Raw genomic sequence first — 20,311 nt, 5'->3', positions numbered from 1 at the left:
TGGGGCGAGACGGCCGCTAGTTGATGGCGGTGGGGGCGACGCGGTCGCCGCGGAAGGGGACGCCTTCGGCGGTGAGGCGACGGCGGGCCTCGTTCTCGTGACCGGGAGGAAGGCGGCCACCGGCGCCGACCACGCGGTGCCAGGGCACCCCGCCGCCGTGTTTCGCCATGATCGTGCCGACGCGGCGGGCCGAGTTGCGGCCCGACTCGTCCGCGAGCGCGTCGGCGATCGCGCCGTAGGTCATCACCCGGCCGGGCGGGATCGCCTCGACCATCCGCAGCACCGCTTCGGCGTACTCCTCGGGGGTCATGGCCGAAGGCTAATTGATCAGGAAGTTGTGCACACGACACGCCGCCGACCCGTGCCATAAGTTCATGATCAACGCGGGAGGGTGCCGGGGGACGCGCCAGCAGGTGGGATCGGTGCGGGGTGGGGGGAGGTGGGGGCGGCAGAATGGGCGGATGCGTGCAGTAGTCACCCGGGCTCGGCGGGTGGTGGTGAAGGTGGGGTCGTCGTCGTTGACGACTGCCGCCGGTGGGTTGGATCCGGGGCGCTTGGCGGCCCTGGTCGGGGCGCTGTGCAGCGTGGACGACCAGGCGCGGCGGCGGGAGGTCGTGCTGGTGTCGTCGGGGGCGATCGCGGCGGGGCTGGCTCCGCTCGGGTTGTCGCGGCGACCGCGGGATCTGGCCACGCAGCAGGCGGCGGCCAGTGTGGGCCAGGGGCGGCTGATGCACGCGTACACCGAGGAGTTCGGGCGGCACGGGCGGACCGTCGGGCAGGTGCTGCTGACCGTCGATGACGTGACCCGGCGTGCGCACTACCGCAACGCCCACCGCACGCTGCGCAAACTGCTCGACATGCAGGCCGTGCCGATCATCAACGAGAACGACACCGTGGCCACCGAGGAGATCCGCTTCGGCGACAACGACCGGCTGGCCGCGCTGGTGGCCGCCCTCGTCCAGGCCGACCTGCTGGTGCTGCTGTCGGACGTCGACGCGCTCTACACCGGCCACCCGTCGCAGCCCGGCTCCCGGAAGGTCGACGAGGTCACCGACTTCGCACAGCTCGCCGAGGTGTCGGTGGGCGGCGTCGGCAGCGCCGGGGTGGGCACCGGCGGCATGGTCACCAAGGTCGAGGCGGCCCGCATCGCGACCGACGCGGGCATCCCGGTGGTGCTGACCGCGGCGCCCCTGGCCGCCGCGGCCCTGTCCGGCGAGGCGGTGGGCACGCTCTTCCACGCCGCGGGGGTACGCGCGACCGCCCGCCTGCACTGGCTCGCCCACGCCACCACGGCCCGCGGCCGCCTGCACCTGGACCCGGGCGCGGTCACCGCCGTCGTCGACCGCCGCGCCTCCCTGCTCCCGGCCGGCATCACCCGCGTCGACGGCGCTTTCACGGCCGGCGACCCCGTCGACCTGATCGACGTCACCGGCCACGCGGTGGCCCGCGGCCTGGTCAACTACGACGCCCTCGAACTGCCCGGCCTACTCGGCCGCTCCACCGGCGAACTGGCCGCCACTTTCGGCCCCGCCTACGAACGCGAAGTAATCCACCGCGACGACCTCGTCCTGCTGTAGGGAAGGCGCCTTCGTCGGCTCGCGTCAGCGAGGCGAGCAGAATTGCAGCACGCTATGCGTGGCGGAGGGGCACCTTCTTAACGCAGCTCGCAGGGTGAGCTGCGGCGATGTGGCGACGAGCCCGAGCACCAAGGAAGGCTGGAAACGACATGAGCGTCATCGAGCAGGCGGCGCGAGCCCGCGAGGCGGCACAGGTGCTGGCCACGGCCTCGCGCAGGGCCAAGGACGCCGGGCTGGCGGCGATGGCCGACGCGCTCGCCGCGCGTACCCCCGAGATCTTGGAAGCCAACGGTCTGGACGTGGCCGCGGCGCGCGAGCAGGGCACGCCGGAGTCGACCGTGGACCGGCTCGCGCTCAACGAGTCGCGGCTGGCCGGGATGGCCGACGGCCTGCGCCAGATCGCGGGCCTGCCGGACCCGGTCGGCGAGGTGGTACGCGGCGGCACCCTGCCCAACGGCCTGCAGGTGCGCCAGCTGCGGGTGCCGTTCGGCGTGGTCGGCATCATCTACGAGGCCCGCCCGAACGTCACCGCCGACGCGGCGGGCCTGACCCTGAAGTCGGGCAACGCGGTGCTGCTGCGCGGCTCCGGCTCGGCGGCCCGCTCCAACGCGGCGATCGTCGACGTGCTGCGCGACGCGCTCGTCGCGGCCGGGCTGCCCGCCGACGCGGTCCAGCTGGTCGACTCGACCACCCGGGACACCGTCAAGGAGCTGATGCGGGCGCGCGGCCTGGTCGACGTGCTGATCCCGCGCGGCGGCGCGTCACTGATCCGCACCGTGGTCGAGGAGTCCTCGGTCCCCGTGATCGAGACCGGCGTCGGCAACTGCCACATCTACGTCGACGAGTCCGCCGACCTGGACATGGCGCTGACCATCCTGCTCAACGCGAAGGTGCAGCGGCCGTCGGTGTGCAACTCGGCCGAGTCGCTGCTGGTGCACGCGGCCGTCGCGGACGCGTTCCTGCCCGCCGCCCTGGCCGCGCTGCGCGAACACCGCGTGACCGTGCACGGCTCGCCGGAGATCGCCGCGTACTCCGCTGACGTCGTGGCGGCGACCGAGGACGACTGGGGCACCGAGTACCTGGCCCTGGAGCTGTCCGCGCGGGTGGTGCCGTCGCTGGACGAGGCGGTCGCGCACATCCGGCGCTACGGCTCCGGCCACTCCGAGGCGATCATCACGTCCTCGCTGCCGGCCGCGAACCGGTTCACGGCGCAGGTCGACGCGGCGGCGGTGCTGGTGAACGCGTCGACCCGGTTCGTCGACGGCGGCGAGCTCGGCTTCGGCGCGGAGATCGGCATCTCCACCCAGAAGCTGCACGCCCGCGGCCCGATGGGCCTGCCGGAACTGACCAGCACCAAGTACGTCATCACCGGCGACGGCCAGATCCGCACCTGACCCCAGCCCACCCGACCCGCGCCACCTCCCGCCCCACCTCCCGCCCCCGACCCGACCCGACCCGACCCGGCCCGGCACGCGACGCCTGCGGTGCCACGCGGCACAACTCTTAAAAACTTGCGGCCTCAGAACGCTTCTGAGGCCGCAAGTTTTTAAGAGTTGTCGCAAGTGGGTGGCAGGCCGCAGGCCGGCGGGCGGGCGGGCGGCAAGGCCCCGGGGGTGGGTGGGTCAGAGGAGGCTGGACTGGCCGGGTGGGGTGACCTCGTACAGCGCCCGGATGACGTTGAGGGTCAGGTGGACGTCGAAGGTCTCGCCGTCCTCGGACTCCCAGCCGCCGTCGGTGCGCTGGGTCTCCGCCAGGCGGCGCTTCGCGGCGATCATCGTCCAGTCGTCGGCCGACACGCCGACCCGGCGCATCGTGGCCGCCATCGCGGCGGCGTCGGCCGGGGCCATCGCGGGCAGGCGCTCGCCCAGCACCGCCTGCATACGCGCGGCCTCGTAGAACATGTCCTGCCGGTACATCACCGCCGCGCCCAGCCAGCCGGTGACCAGGTACGACGGCCAGGTGCCGTCCGAGTTGAGGCTGTTCTTGATGAACTCCGCGCCGCGCAGGGCCGCATCTGCGTACGGGATCGGCGTCGGGTCGCCGTACGGCAGCGACGAGCGCACGTCGAGCCCCATCACGGTGAGCCAGAACGTGGCGTTCGCGGTCAGGTAGAGCGTCGCCTCGGGGTCGCCGGGCTGCGCCCACTCGGGGGCGTCGACGGCCAGCTCCTTGGCCTCCTGCCAGCTGCCGTCGGCGGCCTGGCGACCGGCCAGCCAGTCGAACGCCCGCTTGACGCCGGGACGTCCGAGCGCGCCGAGGTCGTCGAGCTGGGCGAGCCGGAAGCAGGTCACGTCGACGGAAGGGATCTTGCCCCGCTGGGTGGCGAACCAGCCGCCGCCGTCCGCCTGTCCTGCCTCGGCCGCCGCGAGGATCTCCTCGGCCGGCGTAACGCCGGTACGCAGGTACGACAGGCGTGCCCGGTCGACCGGGTCGCCCTTCTTCACCACGAAACCGATAGCCGCGTCGAGATCCACCACGGTCATCGAGGGTACGTGCCCGGTGACCCTCCGGCCTCATCAGGTCGGCCAAGGTCAACAGCACTGGCGGGTGAAATAAATTCGGAAACAGCCGTTTCAGGCCTCCGTGACGGCCTACAAAACCGCCGTACGGCGGCGTTTTCCGCATCCGGGCGCGGACCGCGAGACGAACCTCACGCATGGACGGTGATCGAAGTCACAGCCGGAAACCCGACAGCCACACCGCCCGGGTCCGGAGACGGCGGAGGCCGGCGACAGATGCTGTCGCCGGCCTCCGCCGTGCGGACCGGGTGGTCCGGGGTGAACTCAGTAGCGGGGTGAACCTCAGTAGCGGGGTGAACCTCAGTAGCGGGGTGAACCTCAGTAGCTGGGCAGGGACGGATCGACGGTCTTGACCCAGGCGAGCACGCCGCCCTGGACGTGGACCGCGTCCTTGAACCCCGCCGCCTTCAGCGCGGCGAGCGCCTCGGCGGACCGTACGCCCGACTTGCAGTGCAGCACGATCTGCTTGTCCTGCGGCAGCTTGGCCAGCGCCTCGCCGGACAGGATCTCGCCCTTGGGGATCAGCACGCTGCCCGGGATGCGGACGATCTCGAACTCGGCCGGCTCGCGCACGTCGACGAGCAGGAAGTCCTTGTCGGCGTCCTGCATCTCCTTGAGCTCGCGGGCGGTGATGGTCGAGTCGACGACCGCCTCCTGCGCCTCGACGGAGACCGCGCCGCAGAAGGCCTCGTAGTCCTCGACCAGCTCGGTGATGCTCGGGTTCTCGCCGCACAGCACGCAGGACGGGTCCTTGCGCACGCGGATCTTGCGGTACGACATCTCCAGCGCGTCGTACACCATCAGCGACCCGACCAGCGGCTCGCCGATGCCCGCCAGCAGCTTGATCGCCTCGGTCACCTGGATCGAGCCGATGCTGGCGCACAGCACGCCCAGCACGCCGCCCTCGGCGCACGACGGGACCATGCCGGGCGGCGGCGGCTCCGGGTAGAGGCAGCGGTAGCAGGGGCCGTGCTCGGCCCAGAACACGCTGGCCTGCCCGTCGAAGCGGTAGATCGAGCCCCAGACGTACGGCTTGCCGAGCAGCACCGCAGCGTCGTTCACCAGGTAACGGGTGGCGAAGTTGTCGGTGCCGTCGACGATCAGGTCGTACTGCCCGAAGATCTCGAAGACGTTGTCGCGGTCGATCGCGGTGTTGTGGATGACCACGTTGACGTACGGGTTGATCTCCCGAACGCTGTTGGCGGCGGACTCCGCCTTGGGCCGGCCGATGTCCGACTGGCCGTGAATGATCTGGCGCTGCAGGTTCGACTCGTCGACGGTGTCGAACTCGACGATGCCCAGCGTGCCGACGCCGGCCGCAGCCAGGTACATCAGCGCGGGCGAACCGAGCCCTCCGGCGCCGACGCACAGCACCTTGGCGTTCTTGAGCCGCTTCTGACCCTCGACCCCGACGTCGGGGATGATCAGGTGGCGGCTGTAGCGGCGGATCTCGTCCACCGAGAGCGACTCGGCAGGCTCCACAAGTGGCGGCAACGACATAGGCACATTCTCGCGCGCCGCGGTAGGGAATGCCATGATCTCCAACCCGCTGGGATGCGAGTTGCATCACGCCCTGATCAGCCTTCTTTTGATCATGAACTTATTCCCGCGACACGCCGCCGAACCGTGCCATAAGTTCATGATCAACGGCTCGGGCCGGAGGCCCGACGCCCGGTCAGGGGATGGCCGGGCCGCGGTAGAGGGCGGGGTCGGTGGGGGCGGCGGGGTGGGGCCAGGGGTTGGGGGTGCAGGTTTTGAGGCCGGTGGACTGTTGCTGCATGACGGGGGCGGGTTGGCCGGGGGCGGGGCAGGCCTCGTGGCCGTAGCCGAGCTGGTGGCCGAGTTCGTGGTTGAGCGCGAAGGCCTGGTAGTCGGGCAGCGGTGCGCCGTAGCCGGGGACCGCGTTCAGCCAGCGATCGAGGTTGAGGATGAGCTGTCCGGGCAGCCGGCAGGAGGTGAAGCCCTCGGTGTGCAGGCCGCCCGCGGCGCAGAGCTTCTGCGTGGTGCCGGCCGAGGCCAGGTACACGGTGAACTCGTTGGCGGCCTTCTCCGCCACCCGCTGGAAGCGGTGCTTGCCGCCGCCGGTCCAGCCGCGCGGGTCGGCGAGGATCCGCTCGACGTCGGTCGCGAACGCCTTGACGTCGGTGTCGGCGCCCTTCTCCACGGCCACCCGGAACTTGCGTACGGTGCCCGCGGTCCCCAGCACCTTGCCGGTGCCCGTCGCGTAGCCGAACGTACCGCTGCCGGACGGCACCGGCGTGCTCTCCTCGCGGGGCTGCCCCGACGCGGCGGGCTCCGCGGACGGGCTGCCCGAACCCGCGGGATCGGGTGATCCGGCGACCGGTGCGGCGGACCCGCCGAACAGCAGGCCGTCGTCGCCGCGGGCGAGATCGATCCCGGTCAGCACCACGATGAGGCCGAGCACACCGGCGAGGATGAAGCCGTTCCGGCGGCGCCGGGCCTGGATCACGGCGCGGCGGCGGGCCCGGAATCCGGTCGCCTCGTCCGCCGGCCGGCGCGGGTCCGCCGCCGGCTGCTCGAAGAGCTCAAGTTCGTCGTTCATCAGGCCACCGGAGGCCCGGTGTAGCGCTTGCCGTCGATGTACGGCCAGGCGTTGGCGGTGCAGCCCTTGAGGCCGTACGTCTGCTGCTGCATCACCGGGGCGGGCTTGCCCTTGCCCGGGCAGCCCTCGTGGAAGCGGCCGAGTTCGTGGCCTACCTCGTGGTTGATCACGTACTGCCGGTAGGAGTACAGGTCGATCTTGCCGTTGACGTAGTCGGGCACCGACAACCGCCAGCGGTTGAGGTTGATGACGACCCGCCCGGGCAGGCGGCACGAGGTGTACGACACGCCGTCGAGCCGGGTGTCCATGCCGCCCGCGCCGCACAGCTTGCGGGTCGTCTCCCCGGTCGCCAGATAGATCGTGAACTGGTACGACGAACCGGTCGGCACTCGCTGCAGCCGGTACTGCTTACCCGCGATCCAGCTGCGCGCATCGCCCAGCGTCTCGTCCACCAGGTCGGTGAACACGTCGATCTCGGTGTCGGCGACGTTCTTCTCCACCGCGACCCGGAACCGTTTGATGCTGCCCGCGGTGCCCAGCACCTTGCCCTGGCTCTTCGCGTACGTCCAGGTCCCCGGGCCGGACGGGGGGAACTCGCCGTCCATCTGGTAGACCGTCTCGGGCTGCGCGCTCGGCGAGGGCTGCGCGGCCGACGGCGACGGCTCGGCGGTCGGCTCAGGGTTCTCGGTCACGGCGGGCGTCGACGCCACCTGCCGGGTGGGCCCGGGATCGGGCGCGCCGCGCAGCAGGTCCACGCCCACCAGCAGGGCCGCGCCGAGCAGCACGCACACCGCCGTCGCGCGGCGGCGGCGCTGCCGGGCACGGGCCCTGGCGAGCCTCCCGGACTCCACTCGCGAGGACCGGGAAGGAGCTTCCCGTTCGGTCCTCGGGGGCGGTGCAAGGGCGGTGCGCATCGACACAGCCTGCCACATCCCTACGGCAACAGCGCCGCTAGCCGCCTGTTCACCGCGCTGAGCGTGGCTCGGACCACCGCCCGGCGGGGGTCCCCGGAGACCAGCGCCGACCCGGCGAGCTGCTCGACCCAACCACCGCAGACCAGCAGCACCACCACCACGGCGACCTCACAGCTGCCCATCGGGACGATGGTCGCCTGCTCCACGAAACACCGGCCGGACTCCCCGGTCGTGGTGCCCTCGCGCAGCAGGTCGTCGATGGCCACCGCGGTCGCGGCGGCGCACAGGCGCAGCACGTACGCGTCGACGGCCGGCCCGCTGGCCACCCCGACGGCCTGCCGGTCGCCGGTGTTCAGGCGCACCTCCACCGTCGCGTCCAGGCCGAACGTGCTGGTCTGCACGTGCTCGATGATCGCGCGGGGGCCCTGGTCGCGGTCGTTCGGCAGTGGCGGCGGCGAGGCCGTGGCGGGCAGCTCCGGCTCGCTGTTCACCGGCCCCGAACGCAGCGCGGCGACCCGGTCGCGCAACTCGCCGGGCGCCCGGCGGGGCACGCTCACCGGATGGCGGCGGCGCGGCTCGCGCGGCGACTGGTCCGACAGCGGATCCGGGTGCAGCCCGGTCAGCCCCGGCGGCGGGGCCGCCCCCGCACCCGAGCGGGGTGCGGGCAGCGTGGCCGTCGGCGGCGCGGCGTCTGAGGCGGGCGCGGGCTTGGGGACCAGCGGACCGGCCGGTGCGGCGTCGATGCCCATCTGCTCCTGCAGCATGCGGGCGACCATCCGGCTGATCGCCGCGGGGTCGGCCCCCTCGGCGAGGTCGAGCCGCAGGTGGTGGGCACCGGTGGCGGTGGTCCGCAGGGCCGCGTCGCGTACCCCGGCGACGCCGCGCACGGCGCGCAGCACCGCGTCGACGTCGAACCCGTCGGGCCGCTCGTCGGTGCCCACGTCGTCACTGCGACGCAGGTGGGAGGCTATGCGGTCGAGCTGCGGCGTCGCCGCGACGACCGGCTCCGCCTCGACGACCGGGTGGATGGCGGGCGGCACGTCGGGCACCGCGGGAACCCGCTGCGGCAGGTGCTCCGCGCCGCCCGGATCCCCTGCCGGTTCGGGCTCGGCGCGGCGGGCGTCGGGCACGGTCGGCTGCTGGGACGGAGGCAGCTGGGCCGCCGCGGCGGCAGGCTGCGCGGCCGGCGGCTGGTGCGGCGGCGAAACCGCGCCCGCGGGCTGCGGGATGTGCGGCTGCGGTGAGGGCGGCAGGTAGGGCCGCGGCTGCGAGACGAAGGACGGCTGGCCCGGAGGGCCGGCGGCCGGCGGGGCGTTGTCGTCGCGTTCCCGTTCTCCGGGGCGGCCATGATCCTGGCCCGGGGCGCCCGCGGCCTGCGGCACACCGCCTCGCTCGCCCCGGCTGGTGCCGGCGCCCACAGCACGAGCATTGCCGGCGCCGTGGATGTCGGCGTGGTCGCGGCCCGCGCCGGCATCGTCGCGCGGAGCGCCTGCGTCGCGGATCGCCGCGGCGTCGCGCAGCGCCGAGGAGCCCGGTCCGGTCGCGGCCAGCGCGCCGATGTGGTCCTCGCGGGACGTGCCGAGCTGCGCGGCGCGGGCTGCCTGGCGGGCCATGCCGAGCTGGGCGGCGGCGTAGCCCTCGCGGGCCGCGTCGAGCCGTGCGGCGGCCGCGGCGGCCGGATCCGGCAGCACCGGGAACTCGCCCGTCCGGCTCCGTTCGGCGGCGTCGCCGGAGCGCGCCACGTTCTGCCCCGGTTTCCACCGGTCCGCGGGACCGGTCTCCGCAGCATCGGCGCGGCCAGGTTCCTGCGACGGCACGCCGGGCCGGCCGTTGGCAGCCGATCGTCCCGGCGGCGGCGACTCGGGGAAGGCCATGCCGAAGCGCGCGCCGAGCGACATCCGCTCCGCCTCGTCCTGCCTCGCCTCGTCGTCGATGTCGTCGAGGTCCTCGATGCCGTCGTCGAGGGCGTCCGCGCCGGGCGAGCGCCGCTCGGGGGCAGCGGGCGCGCCGGGCGGCACGGCACGGGTGGCGGCCTCGGCCATCGCGGCCAGGGGGGCGTCCGCGGGCGGCGCGGCGGGCACCGGACCCGAGAGCTCGGCGGGCAGCGAGGGCCGCAGGCCCGGCGGCGGCACCGGATAACCGCCGGTGGGCATGGTCAGCGCGGGATTGGCCCCGGCGGGCAGCGGCGGCATGACCGGGATCGGGATCACCTCCGGTGGCGCGACCGCGGCCACGGGGCCGGGGTGGTACGGCGTGAACACGGGGATGCGGCCGGTGTCGTCGTTGCCGAGCACCGGCGAGCCGTTGACCGGGGTGGGCTCGTCGAACGCGGCGTGGCGGGCGAACTCGGCCGAGGTCTGGGCGAACTCGTCGGCATACGGGTCCTCGCCGGGGGAGGAGAGTTCCGGCAGGGGACGCTCGAAGGGGCGGTGGTGGCCGTTGCGCGTGGACGGGGCGGTGTCCGACGTGCGTACCAGCGTGGTGGTGACCGGGTCGGCGCCCGTGAGCGCGTCTATCCCCCGGCGGTCGGCTACCGTGGCGTGCCACGGCGTCAACGGTTCGAATCCGGGCTCCAACGCTGCGCCCGCACTCGACCATGCATCCGAACGGTCGGAATCCGCCCAGCTCGCGGGCTTATGCCCGTTAGCCGTCGGGTGTCCGACTCCGCCGGCTGACCCGTTGGCGGGGTCGTCAGCTCCCGCTGTGTTTCCGGTCTGCCCTGTTACGTCCACCGTGCGCTCCTCCGTCGCCCACGCTGAGGCTACCGTGAACGGCGAATGACGATAAGTTGCAACGACGGGCCAGTTTGCAAGATCCGTCAAAGGATACGTCTGCAGGGTGAGGGAGATTCGATGACCGCGGCCACCAGTGGCGCCAACCCGACCGGCTTGCCAGCCACGGGCCGGCCGACCCGGCTGCCCCGGTCGGCACGACGCAAGCAGCTGCTCGCCGCTGCTCAGGACGTCTTCGTCGCCCAGGGTTACCACTCCGCAGCGATGGATGACATCGCCGAACGGGCGGGCGTGTCGAAGCCGGTGCTCTACCAGCACTTCCCCGGCAAACTCGAGCTCTACCTGGCACTTCTCGACACGCACTGCGACGCGTTCGCCGAGCGCATCCGCTCCGCCATGGCGGCGACCCCGGACAACAAGGAGCGGGTCCGCGGCGCGATGCGGGCCTACTTCGACTTCGTCTCGCACGAGAGCGAGGCCTACCGACTGGTGTTCGAGTCCGACCTGCGCAACGACCCGGCGGTCGCGGAGCGGGTGGACCGGATGGAGCGCCTGTCCGTCGAGGCCATCACCGAGACCATCATGTCCGACACCGGCGTCAGCCGGGCCCGCGCCGAGGTGCTGGCGGCCGGCCTGTGCGGCGCGGCGCAGGTCTCGGCCCGCTGGTGGCTGGCCGGCGGCCGGGTCATCGCACAGGACGAGGCCGAACAGCTCATCACCACTCTCTCCTGGCGCGGCATCAGCAGCTTCCCGCTCAGCGGAACTGATCACTGACACGGTTGCGCGCTTGCGCGCCGTCCGGACGCGACAGCGGGGTAATCTCGCTGACGAGCCGAGGAGGTTGTGTGGAGGTCAAGATCGGTGTGCAGTTCGCCCCCCGCGAGTTGGTGGTGGACAGCACGCAGACGCCCGCTGAGGTCGAGCAGATGGTCGCCGACGCGCTTGCGTCGAAGGCCCAGCTGCTGACGCTGGTAGACGAGAAGGGCCGGCGGGTCATCGTCCCGCTGGACAAGCTGGCATATGTGGAGATCGCCGAGGCGTCGACGCGGAGTGTCGGCTTCTCGGCCCGCTGACGCGGCCGCAGCACATAACTGCAGGTGAACGGCACGGCGCAACCTGCGCCGTGCCGTTCCGCCGTTTCCGGCGGATGCCGAGGGTGTGTCGGGCCGGTAGTCTGCGGGCGTGTCCGCTGACGCCGGAGTGATCGATCTACTGGGCATGCTCGCCTACGGCGAGCTGCTGGCCTTCGACCGCATGGCAGCCGATTCCCGGCTCGCCCCGGACCTCGGCCGGCAGGCCCGGCTGGCCGAGATGGCGGCGTGGGAGATGGCCAACTACCGGCGGCTGGCCAACCGGCTCACCGCGCTGGGCGCGGACCCCGAGCAGGCGATGCTGCCGTTCGTGACGGCGCTGCGCGCGTACCACGACAACACCGAGCCGGGCGACTGGCTGGAGGCGCTGACCAAGGCCTACGTCGGCGAGGGCATCTCCGACGACTTCTTCCGCGAGGTGGCGCAGGTGCTGCCCGCGGGCGTGCTGGCCGACACCGACCGGGCGCTGGTGCTGGACGTGCTGCACGACGACAGTTACGCGGACTTCGCGGCCGGCGAGATCCGCGCGGCGATCGCGGCCGACCCGAAGGTCGCCAACCGGCTGTCGATGTGGGCGCGGCGGCTCACCGGCGAGGCCCTGTCACAGGCGCAACTGGTGGCACAGGAGCGCACCCCGCTGGCGGCGCTGGTGCTGGCGGGCGTGGGCGACGGCGGGTCCGTCGATGTGCTGTTCCGGCGGCTGACGACCGCACACACCGCCCGGATGACGGCGGTCGGCCTCAACAATTGACCGTTTTGCGTGGGAAATCCCACTAAGAACCGGGAATTCGACACACACCAGGTGACCAGACGGCCACCGGGCCGTACGATGGCTGAGTTGACATGGGCCCGATGCCCATGTCGTCGCGTGTGCGGCGCCGCGGTCCCCAACGATCGCGCCGCGCGATGGGATCCACATCCTTCATCGCCGCGCCCCGCGCTCGAGACTACATATACGCCCTTCGATGAACCGGGCGTACCGACATCCGCTGGGCAGCCCGCAGGGTCCGCCGTACGCGGATCACTGAGAGGGCACCCCAGAACCTGATGACCGAAAACATCGAAAGCACCACCGAGGCCACTCCCAAGATCGTCACCCTCGCGCCGAAGTTCTCCGAGCTCGGCGTGCGCCCGGAGACCGTGGCCGCACTCGCCGCGATGGGCATCGAGCGCGCCTTCGCCATCCAGGAGTACGCGCTGCCGATCGCGCTGCGCGGCGGCGACATGATCGGCCAGGCGCCCACCGGCACCGGCAAGACCTTCGGCTTCGGTATCCCGCTGATCGACCACGCGATCGCCCCGGGCGAGGGCGAGTCCAGCGGCCAGCCGCAGTCCCTCGTCGTCGTGCCGACCCGTGAGCTGGGCCTGCAGGTGGCCAAGGACCTCGCCGGGGCCGGCAAGTCCCGCGGCGTGCGGGTCCTGGCGCTGTACGGCGGCGTCGCGTACGAGCCGCAGGTGGAGGCGCTCAAGGCCGGTGTCGAGATCGTGGTCAGCACGCCCGGCCGCCTGCTCGACCTGTGCAAGCAGAAGCACCTCAAGCTCGACCAGGTCAAGGCGCTCGTGCTCGACGAGGCCGACCGCATGCTCGACCTGGGCTTCCTCGACGACGTCGAGAAGATCCTCAAGATGCTGCCGACCGACCGGCAGACCATGCTGTTCTCGGCGACCATGCCGGACCCCATCGTCACCCTGTCGCGCAAGTTCCTGCGCACGCCGGTGACGGTGCACGCCGGGCACACCACCGAGCCGGGTGTCAGCCCGCAGACCAAGCAGGTCGTGTACCGCACGCACCAGCTGAATAAGCTGGAGCTGCTGGCCCGCATCCTGCAGGCGCAGGGCCGCGGCCTCACCATGATCTTCACCCGGACCAAGCGCAACGCCGACCGGGTCAGCGAGGACCTCGACTTCCGCGGTTTCGCGGCGGCCGCGGTCCACGGCGACCTGGGCCAGGGCGCCCGTGAGCGGGCCCTGCGCGCGTTCCGGGCCGGCAAGGTCGACGTGCTCGTCGCCACCGACGTGGCCGCCCGCGGCCTCGACGTCTCCGGCGTCACGCACGTCATCAACTACGACTGCCCGGACGACGCGGAGACCTACGTGCACCGCATCGGCCGCACCGGCCGCGCCGGGGCCACCGGTGTCGCGGTGACCTTCGTCGACTGGGAGGACATGCCCCGCTGGCGGATCGTCGACAAGACGCTCGGCCTGGAGCTGACCGGCCCGGACGGCCCGCCGGAGACGTACCACACCTCGCCCTGGGTCTACACCGACCTGGACATCCCCACCGACATCAGCGGCACGCTGCCCAGCGCCCAGCGCTCTCGGGCCGGCCTGTCCGCCGAGGTCGAGGAGGATCTGGGCGGCCGTTCCCGCGGCAGCCGCGACCGCGGCGAACGCGGCAAGCGCGGCCCGGCGGCCGAGCAGGCCGCCCCGCCGCGCGAGCGCGCGCCGCGCCGCCGCCGTCGTCTGGACGGCGACGACGAGGCCGCGCCTGTGGCCGAGGCCGGCCCGCAGGACACGCCCGCCGGCACCGACACCGATGCCGAGGGCGAGGCCGCCCGTGGCCGCCGCCGTCGCCGCGGCAGGGGTGCCGGGACCGGGACCGCCGTCGCCGCGTCGGTGACGCACGAGGGCGGGCTTGCACCGCTGTTCGCCGCTCCCCCGGACGGCCCGGACGGCCCGGCGGAGCCCGCCGCGGGCGAGGCAGGCGCTTCGCGCTCGCGTTCGCGCCGCCGCCGTCGCCGCTCCGGCTCGGGCGGACCGGCCGAAGGCGCGCTGGAGACCTCGGTCGAGAGCTGACGTTCACGTCAAAAGGGACGCCCCCACGCTGTAGAAACAGCGTAGGGGCGTCCCTTTTTCGCAGGCCGGAATCTTTTCGCAGGCCAGGATCAAACGAAAGTTTGAGGTTAGGGTGTCCTTACTCGCGTACGGTGCTGCGCATGAGTGAGCCCTTCTCCACCCGCCTGCGCGCCGCCACCTGGTCCGACCACAGCTCGGCCGAGCAGACGACGTTCCTGGACGACCTGACCCGGGGGCGGCTCACCGTCGCCGCCCACGCTGCGCTGACCGCGCAGCACTACCTCGTCTACCAGGTGCTGGAGGAGGCCGCCGCGCACTGGAGCGGGGAACCGGTCGCGGCCGGCTTCCACGCCGACGCGCTCACCCGCCTGCCCGCGCTCGCCGAGGACCTCGCCTTCCTGCTCGGGGCCGACTGGCGCGACGCGCTCATCCCCGTCGCGACCACCGCCGAGTACACCGCCCGCCTGCGCGAAGTCGCCTTCACCTGGCCCGGCGGCTACGTCGCCCACCACTACAACCGCTACCTGGGCGACCTGTCCGGCGGGCAGTACGTGGCCCGTGCCCTGGCCCGCTCCTACGGGCTCACCCTGGGCGGCGACGGGCTGCGTTTCTACGCCTTCGACGGCATCACCGACCTCACCGCGTTCAAGGAGGCCTACCGCGCCCGGCTCGACGCCGCGCCGTGGGGCGCCGCCGAACAGGACCGCATCATCGACGAGGTGAAGCTCGCGTACCGGCTGAACACCGACCTGCTGGCCGACCTGGGCCGGGTGCACCCGAACCCGTTCCCGCCGGAGGTGATCGCCCAGATCATGCGGCACATGAACGAGGACCACCCGGCCGACTCGCTGCTGATCTGCCAGGCCGCGCTCCCCGAGCCGGCCCGCCCGGACGCCACCGCGGCGCTGATGTCGGGCATGGACAACCGCGGCATCGAGTTCAACGCCGTGATCAACGGTGTCGAGACGCCGATCCGGGTGCCCTTCGCCGAGCAGCTGACCGAGCGCGCCCAGGTGCGCGTCGAGGTGACCCGGCTCTACCGTGAGGCGTGCGCCCTGCTCGGGGTGCCTGCCCGGTGAGCGCGGGCGTGGAACACTGGCCGGTGTGGAGACGGCACACGACGTTCTCATCGCGCTGACCAGGCGGTACGCCTTCGCGGAGGTGGCCGCTCTGGTCGCCCCGGACTCCGGTGTGCTGCCGCGCGCCGGCGGCGGGGCGCTGTCCACCGAGTCGGTCGCCCACGTGCAGCAGCTGTGCGCGTTCGGGCAGCGGCTGCTCGACCTCGACGCCGAGGACTTCGGTGAGCTGAACGCCGCCGCGGAGGCCAACACCGAGCATGCCGTCGCCGACCAGGTGCACGGCGACCACATACCCGAGCACCTGCGGGAACGGGCACTCGCATGCCGGATGCCGCAGGCGCCCAAGGAGGTGCACCGCGGCGCGCTGGGCAGCATGCGGCCCACGTTCCGGCTGCTGCTGGAGGTCATCGACGCGCGCTACCGGCGCGGCGAGACCACGGCGGTGGTCGCCGCGGTGCACATCGCCAGCGAGTACGGGCCGCTGCTGGTCTGGGAGCGGGTGCTCGGGCACGCCGCCGACCCGGTGCGCATGCCCGCGGCGGTGGGCGGCGACGGCAGCGCCTGGGGCGACTTCGAGGACCGGGACTGCCCGCACACCAAACCGGAGAAGTCGGCCGCGCGGCGCACCCTGACCGTGGCGCACGAGAACAACGCCGGCTGGCGGACCTACCTGGACCGCCAGCACTCGAACACCTCGCACGCGCTCTGCGTCTGCGCGACCACCTGCCACCGGCGGTGCAGCGTCTACCGCCGGCTCGACGCGCGGCAGGCGGAGCTCGTCACGCACGGCTGTCTGCTGGCCGGGACGCTCAACGAGTCGGCGGTGGTGAAGCTGCGCCACAGCGCGCCGGTCGGTCACGGCTTCGGCGTGCCGTCGCAGCGCGAACTGCTCGACGCCTGGGGCCGCACCCGCGCCTCGCTGGCCAAGCACGATCCGGCGATCGCCGACGAGGACGGCTACCCGCTGCCCGGGTTCGCCACCTTCGTCGCCGCGCTGGCCGGCGCGCCCATGCCGCCGGACACGCTGCTCGCCGACACCGCCATCGAACTCGCCAAAGCCCTCACCCCCTGACCCGCGGGGTTGACCGTCCGACTTGCCTGGCACCTGTGCGTATCTTGAACCCGCTCACACCCATCTGCCTGGCAAATCGAACGATCTTGACCATGGGCCCGGACCACCGGGGCGCGGACCCGCGGAGTCGGGCGACGGGGTCGGGTCAGGCGGGCGGGACGTCGGCCAGCAGGCTCGCGAGGTGGGGCTGGACCTGCCACTCGGCAAGCAGGGCCGCCAGTTCCGCGGCCGCCTGGGGCGACGGCGGGCGGCCGGTGCGGTGGGCGCGGATCATCGCGTTGCGCGGGGTGTGCGCCGAGTCGATGAACTCGACCACCTCCACCGCGTACCCCTGCCGGCGCAGCAGTGCCGCGCGCACCGTGTCGGTGAGCACGTCCGCGAACCGCTCGCGCAGGATGCCGTGCTCGGTGAGCAGCGCCGCAGCCCCCTCCGGCGGCCGCCGCCGCAGCTGCCGGGACAGGTCCTTGTGGCAGCAGGGCGCGGCCAGGATCCAGCGCGCGTCCCAGGACAGCGCGCGGGCCAGCGCGTCGTCGGTGGCCGTGTCGCAGGCGTGCAGCGCCAGCACCACGTCGGCCTGCCGCACCGGCGCGTCGGCGATGGTGCCCGCGACGAAGCTGACGTGATCCTCCCAGCCCAGCTTGCGGGCGATCGCGGTGTTGCGCTCGCGCTGGTCGTCGCGCACGTCCACGCCGACCAGCCGCACGTCCACGCCGAGCCCGGACAGGTGGCGGTACGCGGCGAAGGTCAGATACGCGTTGCCGCAGCCCAGGTCGACCACGTGCAGCGGGCTCGGCAGCTGCGCCGGGTCCGGCAGGGTCGCGTCCAGCGCCCGCAGGAACGCGTCGACCTGCCGGCGCTTGGCCGCGTCGCCCCCGATCACGGCGTACAGCGGATCGCCGGGGTCGATCAGGTGCTCCCGCGACCGGTCGTGCGCGGTGACGGCGGGCGCGGCCGCCGGAGCCGCGGAGCGGTGCAGCACCGCCCCCTTCTTCGTGGTCTGCAGGCGCAGCGTGCCGTGCCCGGTCTCCACGGTCCAGCTGCCGAACGGCTCGGCCAGCAGCTCGTCCACCCGGCCCGCCAGCTCCGCGCCGGGGGCGAGGTTCACCGTGGTCGGACGCTGCCCGTCCTCGGTGACCAACTGCACCCGGTCGCCCGATTTCAGGGTCACCGGGCGCAGCGTGGCCCGCTGCACGGACGGTGTCCCGTCCCGCCGCTGCCCGCCCGCGGTGGCCCGGATCAGGTCCGGCGCCAGCAGGAGTTCGCGTACCTCGGCCAGGGCTTCAGGGAGTGCTGCCATACGTCAAGGATGCGCGATGGGCCGCGGAGCCGGTCAGAAGGCCCCCGGCGGCTCGTAGTGCCCGGCCGGGCTGTCCGGCAGGAAGACGATCAGCGCCACGAATCCGGCGATGACGAGGACCGCCAGCGCGGTGGCGATCCAGCCGACGATGATGCCGGTCAGGGCCATGCCGTCGCCGTCCTCGCCGCTCTCGCGGATCTTGCGCCGGGCGACGTGCCCGAGGATCGCGCCGAGCGGGCCGAGGATGAGCGCGGGCACGCCGTAGAAGCACAGCAGGAGCACACCGGCCAGCGCGGTCACCATCGCGCCGATGGCCATGCCGTTGGTGCGCCGCTGCACGTGGCCGTAGCCGTACGGGCCGTACGGGCCGTAGCCCGGCGGCGGGTAGGCGCCGTAAGGACCCGGCTGACCGGGCGGGCCTGCGGGCGGCGCCGGCTGTCCGGCAGCCTGCGGCCAGCCGCCGGTCGGGTGACCGCTCGCGGGGTGGGGACCGGCCGCCTGGTACGGATTGGGCCAGTGCCCCGGCACCGCGGCGGGGCTCGCGGCCGGGCTGCCCGACGCGGCCGGATCCGTGGCAGGGCTGCCGAAAACGGGTGCCGGAGCAGCCGGAACGGGGTCGGCCGAGCCGAAGGTCAGCGGCACCGGCTCCGGGAACGCCGGCTGCGGCTTGCCGAGATCGGGGCTCGCAGGCGGCGGCGCGGTGGGGTCGGTCATCGGCCTGGCTCCATCCGGTGAAGGGGTCCCGACAGAGTAAGCGGTGCCTCCTACTGGCGTCAGCTCGGACAAACCGGCAGGATCAAGCCATGAACGAGCGGATGGATCTCTTCCGGCTGGACGGCCGGGTCGCACTCGTCACCGGTGCCGGCAGCCCGCACGGCATCGGCTTCGCCACCGCTCGCCAGCTGGCCGCACTCGGCGCGAAGGTCGCCGTCGTCTCCACCACCCGGCGCATCCACGAGCGCGCCGGCGAACTGGGCGTGCTCGGCTTCGTCGCCGACCTGACCCTGGAGGCGGAGGTCGGCGCGCTCGCCGACGCGGTCACCGAGCAGCTGGGCGACGTCGACATCCTGGTCAACAACGCCGGCCTGACCAGCCGGGCCAGCCCGGAGGTGATCCGGCCGGTGGCGCAGCTCAGCTTCGAGGAGTGGAAAGCCGAGATCGACCGGAACCTGACCACGGCGTTCCTGTCCAGCCGGGCGTTCCTGAGCGGTATGTCCGAGCGTGGCTGGGGCCGCATCGTCAACCTCGCCGCCACCGCCGGACCGGTGAACGCGCTGCCCGCCGAGGCGGGTTACGCAGCCGCCAAGGCCGGCGTGCTGGGCCTGACCCGCGCGCTGGCGATGGAGCTGGTCGCCGACGGGATCACCGTCAACGCGGTCGCCCCCGGCACCATCCACACCTCGGCGTCCACCCTGGCCGAGCTCAAGCTCGGCTACGACACGCCGATGGGCCGCCCCGGCACCCCCGACGAGGTCGCCGCCACCATCGCCTTCCTCTGCTCCCCCGCCGCCGGCTACATAACCGGCCAGATGCTCGTAATCGACGGCGGCCAATCCGTACGCCAGGGCTGACCAGCCCGAAGGAAGGGCACCTTCTTAACGCTATGCGTTGCAGAAGGTGCCCTTCTTAACGCCCGACCTGCGCCCACCTGCGGTGGGGCAGGTCGGGCTTGCTTTGTGGTGGGCGAGCCTCGTGGTGGGCGGGCGCGGGGGGTGGGCGGGCGGGCGCGGGGGGTGGGCGGGCGCGGGGGTGGGCGGGCTCGGGGGTGGGCGGGCGCGGGGGTGGGCGGGCTCGGGGGTGGGCGGGGTCGGGGGTGGGCGGGGTCGGGGGTGGGGTCATACCCCCACGGGCTGGGGGGTCATTGCGAGTGCGGCTGCGTCGGGCAGGGTGCGCGCGGACTCGCCGGTGAAAGCGTCGTCGGAGGCGAACTGCAGGTGGTCGGCGAGGTCCGGGGCGGCCAGCCGGATGGCGCGGATGCCGAGCGCCTGCGCGCCGGTCAGCTCGCGGGAACCGCCGTCGCCGACGAAGACGCACTCCTCGGGCGAGACGTTCAGCCGCTCGCAGGCGGCGAGGTAGATCCGCGGGTCCGGCTTGGTGCAGCCGGCCTGCACCGAGAAGATCTTCGCGTCGAGCAGGTGGTAGACCGGCAACGAGCGCATGATCTCGGGCAGCTCCCAGGCGCAGTCGCTGACCACGGCCAGGCGTACCCCCGCGCGGCGCAGCCGCCACAGCGTGGGCACCGCCTCGGGCCGCAGGTGCGTGTCGGCGCGTACGGCCGTCAGCCGGGCCGCCTGGGCGGCGCGCAGCCGCGCGGGGGTGACGCGTACGCCCAGCTCGGCGGCGACCCAGCGCATGGTGTCCAGGGCGTCGCCGTACGCGCCGCGGCAGCGGGGGTAGAAGGAGGTGTTGAGCACCGCGAAGTACTCGGCGGGCTCGCAGCCGAGCAGCCGGGGGGCCAGTTCGTGGGCCGGTCCGCGGGTGCACGCCGAGGTCAGCGTGCCGTAGAAGTCGAACAGGATCGCGCGCGGCATTACGCCGGATAACGAAGGTTCTGAATCCATTCGTGCGACAGTAATCAGCCGCTCACATGAAGTACATAGGATGATCGCGCACAGTGTGCGGATGAACGCATTTAGTATTTGTCAGCGCGCCGACAGGCCGCTCACCTGCG

Annotated in this window: 18 protein-coding genes; 9 read left to right on the top strand and 9 right to left on the bottom strand. The window is 72.9% G+C overall.

Features of this window, described 5'->3' with window-relative positions:
• Window positions 1-16 precede the first annotated feature (16 nt).
• On the bottom strand, window positions 17-310 hold the full coding sequence (locus F6W97_RS30565) for an MGMT family protein (RefSeq protein ID WP_155374042.1): 294 nt from the start codon (window positions 308-310) through the stop codon (window positions 17-19).
• Between the two features lie 151 nt (window positions 311-461).
• On the opposite strand from F6W97_RS30565, the gene proB reads away from it, so the two are divergent.
• Both proB and F6W97_RS30555 read left to right on the top strand, forming a co-directional pair.
• Window positions 462-1,577, top strand: coding sequence for a glutamate 5-kinase (gene proB / locus F6W97_RS30560; RefSeq protein WP_155374041.1), 1,116 nt, complete (start codon window positions 462-464; stop codon window positions 1,575-1,577).
• Window positions 1,578-1,726: 149 nt separating this feature from the next.
• Window positions 1,727-2,971, top strand: a complete 1,245-nt coding sequence (locus tag F6W97_RS30555) for a glutamate-5-semialdehyde dehydrogenase (RefSeq protein WP_155374040.1) — start codon at window positions 1,727-1,729, stop codon at window positions 2,969-2,971.
• 228 nt (window positions 2,972-3,199) lie between these two features.
• On the opposite strand, the gene F6W97_RS30550 is transcribed toward F6W97_RS30555, so the two are convergent.
• From F6W97_RS30550 to F6W97_RS30530, 5 genes are all read right to left on the bottom strand, one after another.
• Window positions 3,200-4,060 carry a prenyltransferase/squalene oxidase repeat-containing protein gene (locus F6W97_RS30550; protein ID WP_155374039.1) on the bottom strand — a complete coding sequence of 287 codons (861 nt, stop codon included), beginning with the start codon at window positions 4,058-4,060 and terminating at the stop codon, window positions 3,200-3,202.
• Between the two features lie 354 nt (window positions 4,061-4,414).
• Window positions 4,415-5,596 (bottom strand): adenylyltransferase/sulfurtransferase MoeZ, encoded by a 1,182-nt coding sequence (moeZ, locus tag F6W97_RS30545; protein ID WP_155374038.1) that lies wholly within the window; start codon window positions 5,594-5,596, stop codon window positions 4,415-4,417.
• A gap of 175 nt (window positions 5,597-5,771) precedes the next feature.
• Window positions 5,772-6,659, bottom strand: coding sequence for a DUF3152 domain-containing protein (locus F6W97_RS30540; RefSeq protein ID WP_155374037.1), 888 nt, complete (start codon window positions 6,657-6,659; stop codon window positions 5,772-5,774).
• Window positions 6,659-7,510, bottom strand: coding sequence for a DUF3152 domain-containing protein (locus F6W97_RS30535; RefSeq protein ID WP_230687113.1), 852 nt, complete (start codon window positions 7,508-7,510; stop codon window positions 6,659-6,661). Before F6W97_RS30535 ends, F6W97_RS30540 begins: the two co-directional genes overlap by 1 nt.
• Window positions 7,511-7,593: 83 nt before the next feature.
• Window positions 7,594-10,128 (bottom strand): hypothetical protein, encoded by a 2,535-nt coding sequence (locus tag F6W97_RS30530; RefSeq protein WP_155374036.1) that lies wholly within the window; start codon window positions 10,126-10,128, stop codon window positions 7,594-7,596.
• A 297-nt stretch (window positions 10,129-10,425) separates the two neighbouring features.
• On the opposite strand from F6W97_RS30530, the gene F6W97_RS30525 reads away from it, so the two are divergent.
• The 6 genes from F6W97_RS30525 (at window position 10,426) to F6W97_RS30500 (ending at window position 16,343) form a co-directional block, all read left to right on the top strand.
• A complete protein-coding gene (locus F6W97_RS30525) occupies window positions 10,426-11,079 on the top strand; it encodes a TetR/AcrR family transcriptional regulator (RefSeq protein WP_155374035.1) in 654 nt (217 codons plus the stop codon).
• A gap of 71 nt (window positions 11,080-11,150) precedes the next feature.
• Window positions 11,151-11,378 (top strand): DUF3107 domain-containing protein, encoded by a 228-nt coding sequence (locus F6W97_RS30520; protein ID WP_120317219.1) that lies wholly within the window; start codon window positions 11,151-11,153, stop codon window positions 11,376-11,378.
• Window positions 11,379-11,487: 109 nt separating this feature from the next.
• Window positions 11,488-12,147, top strand: coding sequence for a ferritin-like fold-containing protein (locus F6W97_RS30515; protein WP_230687112.1), 660 nt, complete (start codon window positions 11,488-11,490; stop codon window positions 12,145-12,147).
• A gap of 296 nt (window positions 12,148-12,443) precedes the next feature.
• Complete coding sequence (locus tag F6W97_RS30510) at window positions 12,444-14,192, top strand: DEAD/DEAH box helicase (protein WP_155374034.1); 1,749 nt, start codon at window positions 12,444-12,446, stop codon at window positions 14,190-14,192.
• Between the two features lie 140 nt (window positions 14,193-14,332).
• Window positions 14,333-15,271, top strand: a complete 939-nt coding sequence (locus F6W97_RS30505; RefSeq protein ID WP_155374033.1) for a biliverdin-producing heme oxygenase — start codon at window positions 14,333-14,335, stop codon at window positions 15,269-15,271.
• Window positions 15,272-15,296: 25 nt separating this feature from the next.
• On the top strand, window positions 15,297-16,343 hold the full coding sequence (locus F6W97_RS30500; protein WP_155374032.1) for a hypothetical protein: 1,047 nt from the start codon (window positions 15,297-15,299) through the stop codon (window positions 16,341-16,343).
• A gap of 145 nt (window positions 16,344-16,488) precedes the next feature.
• Here F6W97_RS30500 and F6W97_RS30495 read toward each other — a convergent pair whose 3' ends face one another.
• Window positions 16,489-17,640, bottom strand: a complete 1,152-nt coding sequence (locus tag F6W97_RS30495) for a class I SAM-dependent methyltransferase (protein ID WP_155374031.1) — start codon at window positions 17,638-17,640, stop codon at window positions 16,489-16,491.
• 33 nt (window positions 17,641-17,673) lie between these two features.
• The gene (locus F6W97_RS30490; protein WP_155374030.1) at window positions 17,674-18,354 is read right to left on the bottom strand and encodes a DUF4190 domain-containing protein; all 681 of its coding nucleotides are present in this window, start codon (window positions 18,352-18,354) and stop codon (window positions 17,674-17,676) included.
• Window positions 18,355-18,443: 89 nt separating this feature from the next.
• On the opposite strand from F6W97_RS30490, the gene F6W97_RS30485 reads away from it, so the two are divergent.
• Entirely contained in the window at window positions 18,444-19,211 is a 768-nt protein-coding gene (locus F6W97_RS30485) for an SDR family NAD(P)-dependent oxidoreductase (protein ID WP_155374029.1), read from the top strand.
• Window positions 19,212-19,475: 264 nt separating this feature from the next.
• Here F6W97_RS30485 and F6W97_RS30480 read toward each other — a convergent pair whose 3' ends face one another.
• Window positions 19,476-20,171, bottom strand: a complete 696-nt coding sequence (locus tag F6W97_RS30480; protein ID WP_155374028.1) for an HAD family hydrolase — start codon at window positions 20,169-20,171, stop codon at window positions 19,476-19,478.
• Window positions 20,172-20,311 lie beyond the last annotated feature (140 nt).

This window comes from Catellatospora vulcania, from assembly GCF_009720385.1.
In the GTDB taxonomy this organism is placed as follows: Bacteria; Actinomycetota; Actinomycetes; order Mycobacteriales; family Micromonosporaceae; genus Catellatospora; species Catellatospora vulcania.
This window is presented reverse-complemented; position numbering and strand designations above follow the sequence as displayed.

Excerpts from the sequence above, each read along its gene's own strand:
- F6W97_RS30565 (WP_155374042.1), bottom strand. The coding sequence starts at position 310 with ATGACCCCCGAGGAGTACGCCGAAGCGGTGCTGCGGATGGTCGAGGCG.
- proB (WP_155374041.1), top strand. The coding sequence starts at position 462 with ATGCGTGCAGTAGTCACCCGGGCTCGGCGGGTGGTGGTGAAGGTGGGG.
- F6W97_RS30555 (WP_155374040.1), top strand. The coding sequence starts at position 1,727 with ATGAGCGTCATCGAGCAGGCGGCGCGAGCCCGCGAGGCGGCACAGGTG.
- F6W97_RS30550 (WP_155374039.1), bottom strand. The coding sequence starts at position 4,060 with ATGACCGTGGTGGATCTCGACGCGGCTATCGGTTTCGTGGTGAAGAAG.
- moeZ (WP_155374038.1), bottom strand. The coding sequence starts at position 5,596 with ATGTCGTTGCCGCCACTTGTGGAGCCTGCCGAGTCGCTCTCGGTGGAC.
- F6W97_RS30540 (WP_155374037.1), bottom strand. The coding sequence starts at position 6,659 with ATGAACGACGAACTTGAGCTCTTCGAGCAGCCGGCGGCGGACCCGCGC.
- F6W97_RS30525 (WP_155374035.1), top strand. The coding sequence starts at position 10,426 with ATGACCGCGGCCACCAGTGGCGCCAACCCGACCGGCTTGCCAGCCACG.
- F6W97_RS30510 (WP_155374034.1), top strand. The coding sequence starts at position 12,444 with ATGACCGAAAACATCGAAAGCACCACCGAGGCCACTCCCAAGATCGTC.
- F6W97_RS30505 (WP_155374033.1), top strand. The coding sequence starts at position 14,333 with ATGAGTGAGCCCTTCTCCACCCGCCTGCGCGCCGCCACCTGGTCCGAC.
- F6W97_RS30495 (WP_155374031.1), bottom strand. The coding sequence starts at position 17,640 with ATGGCAGCACTCCCTGAAGCCCTGGCCGAGGTACGCGAACTCCTGCTG.
- F6W97_RS30490 (WP_155374030.1), bottom strand. The coding sequence starts at position 18,354 with ATGACCGACCCCACCGCGCCGCCGCCTGCGAGCCCCGATCTCGGCAAG.
- F6W97_RS30485 (WP_155374029.1), top strand. The coding sequence starts at position 18,444 with ATGAACGAGCGGATGGATCTCTTCCGGCTGGACGGCCGGGTCGCACTC.
- F6W97_RS30480 (WP_155374028.1), bottom strand. The coding sequence starts at position 20,171 with ATGCCGCGCGCGATCCTGTTCGACTTCTACGGCACGCTGACCTCGGCG.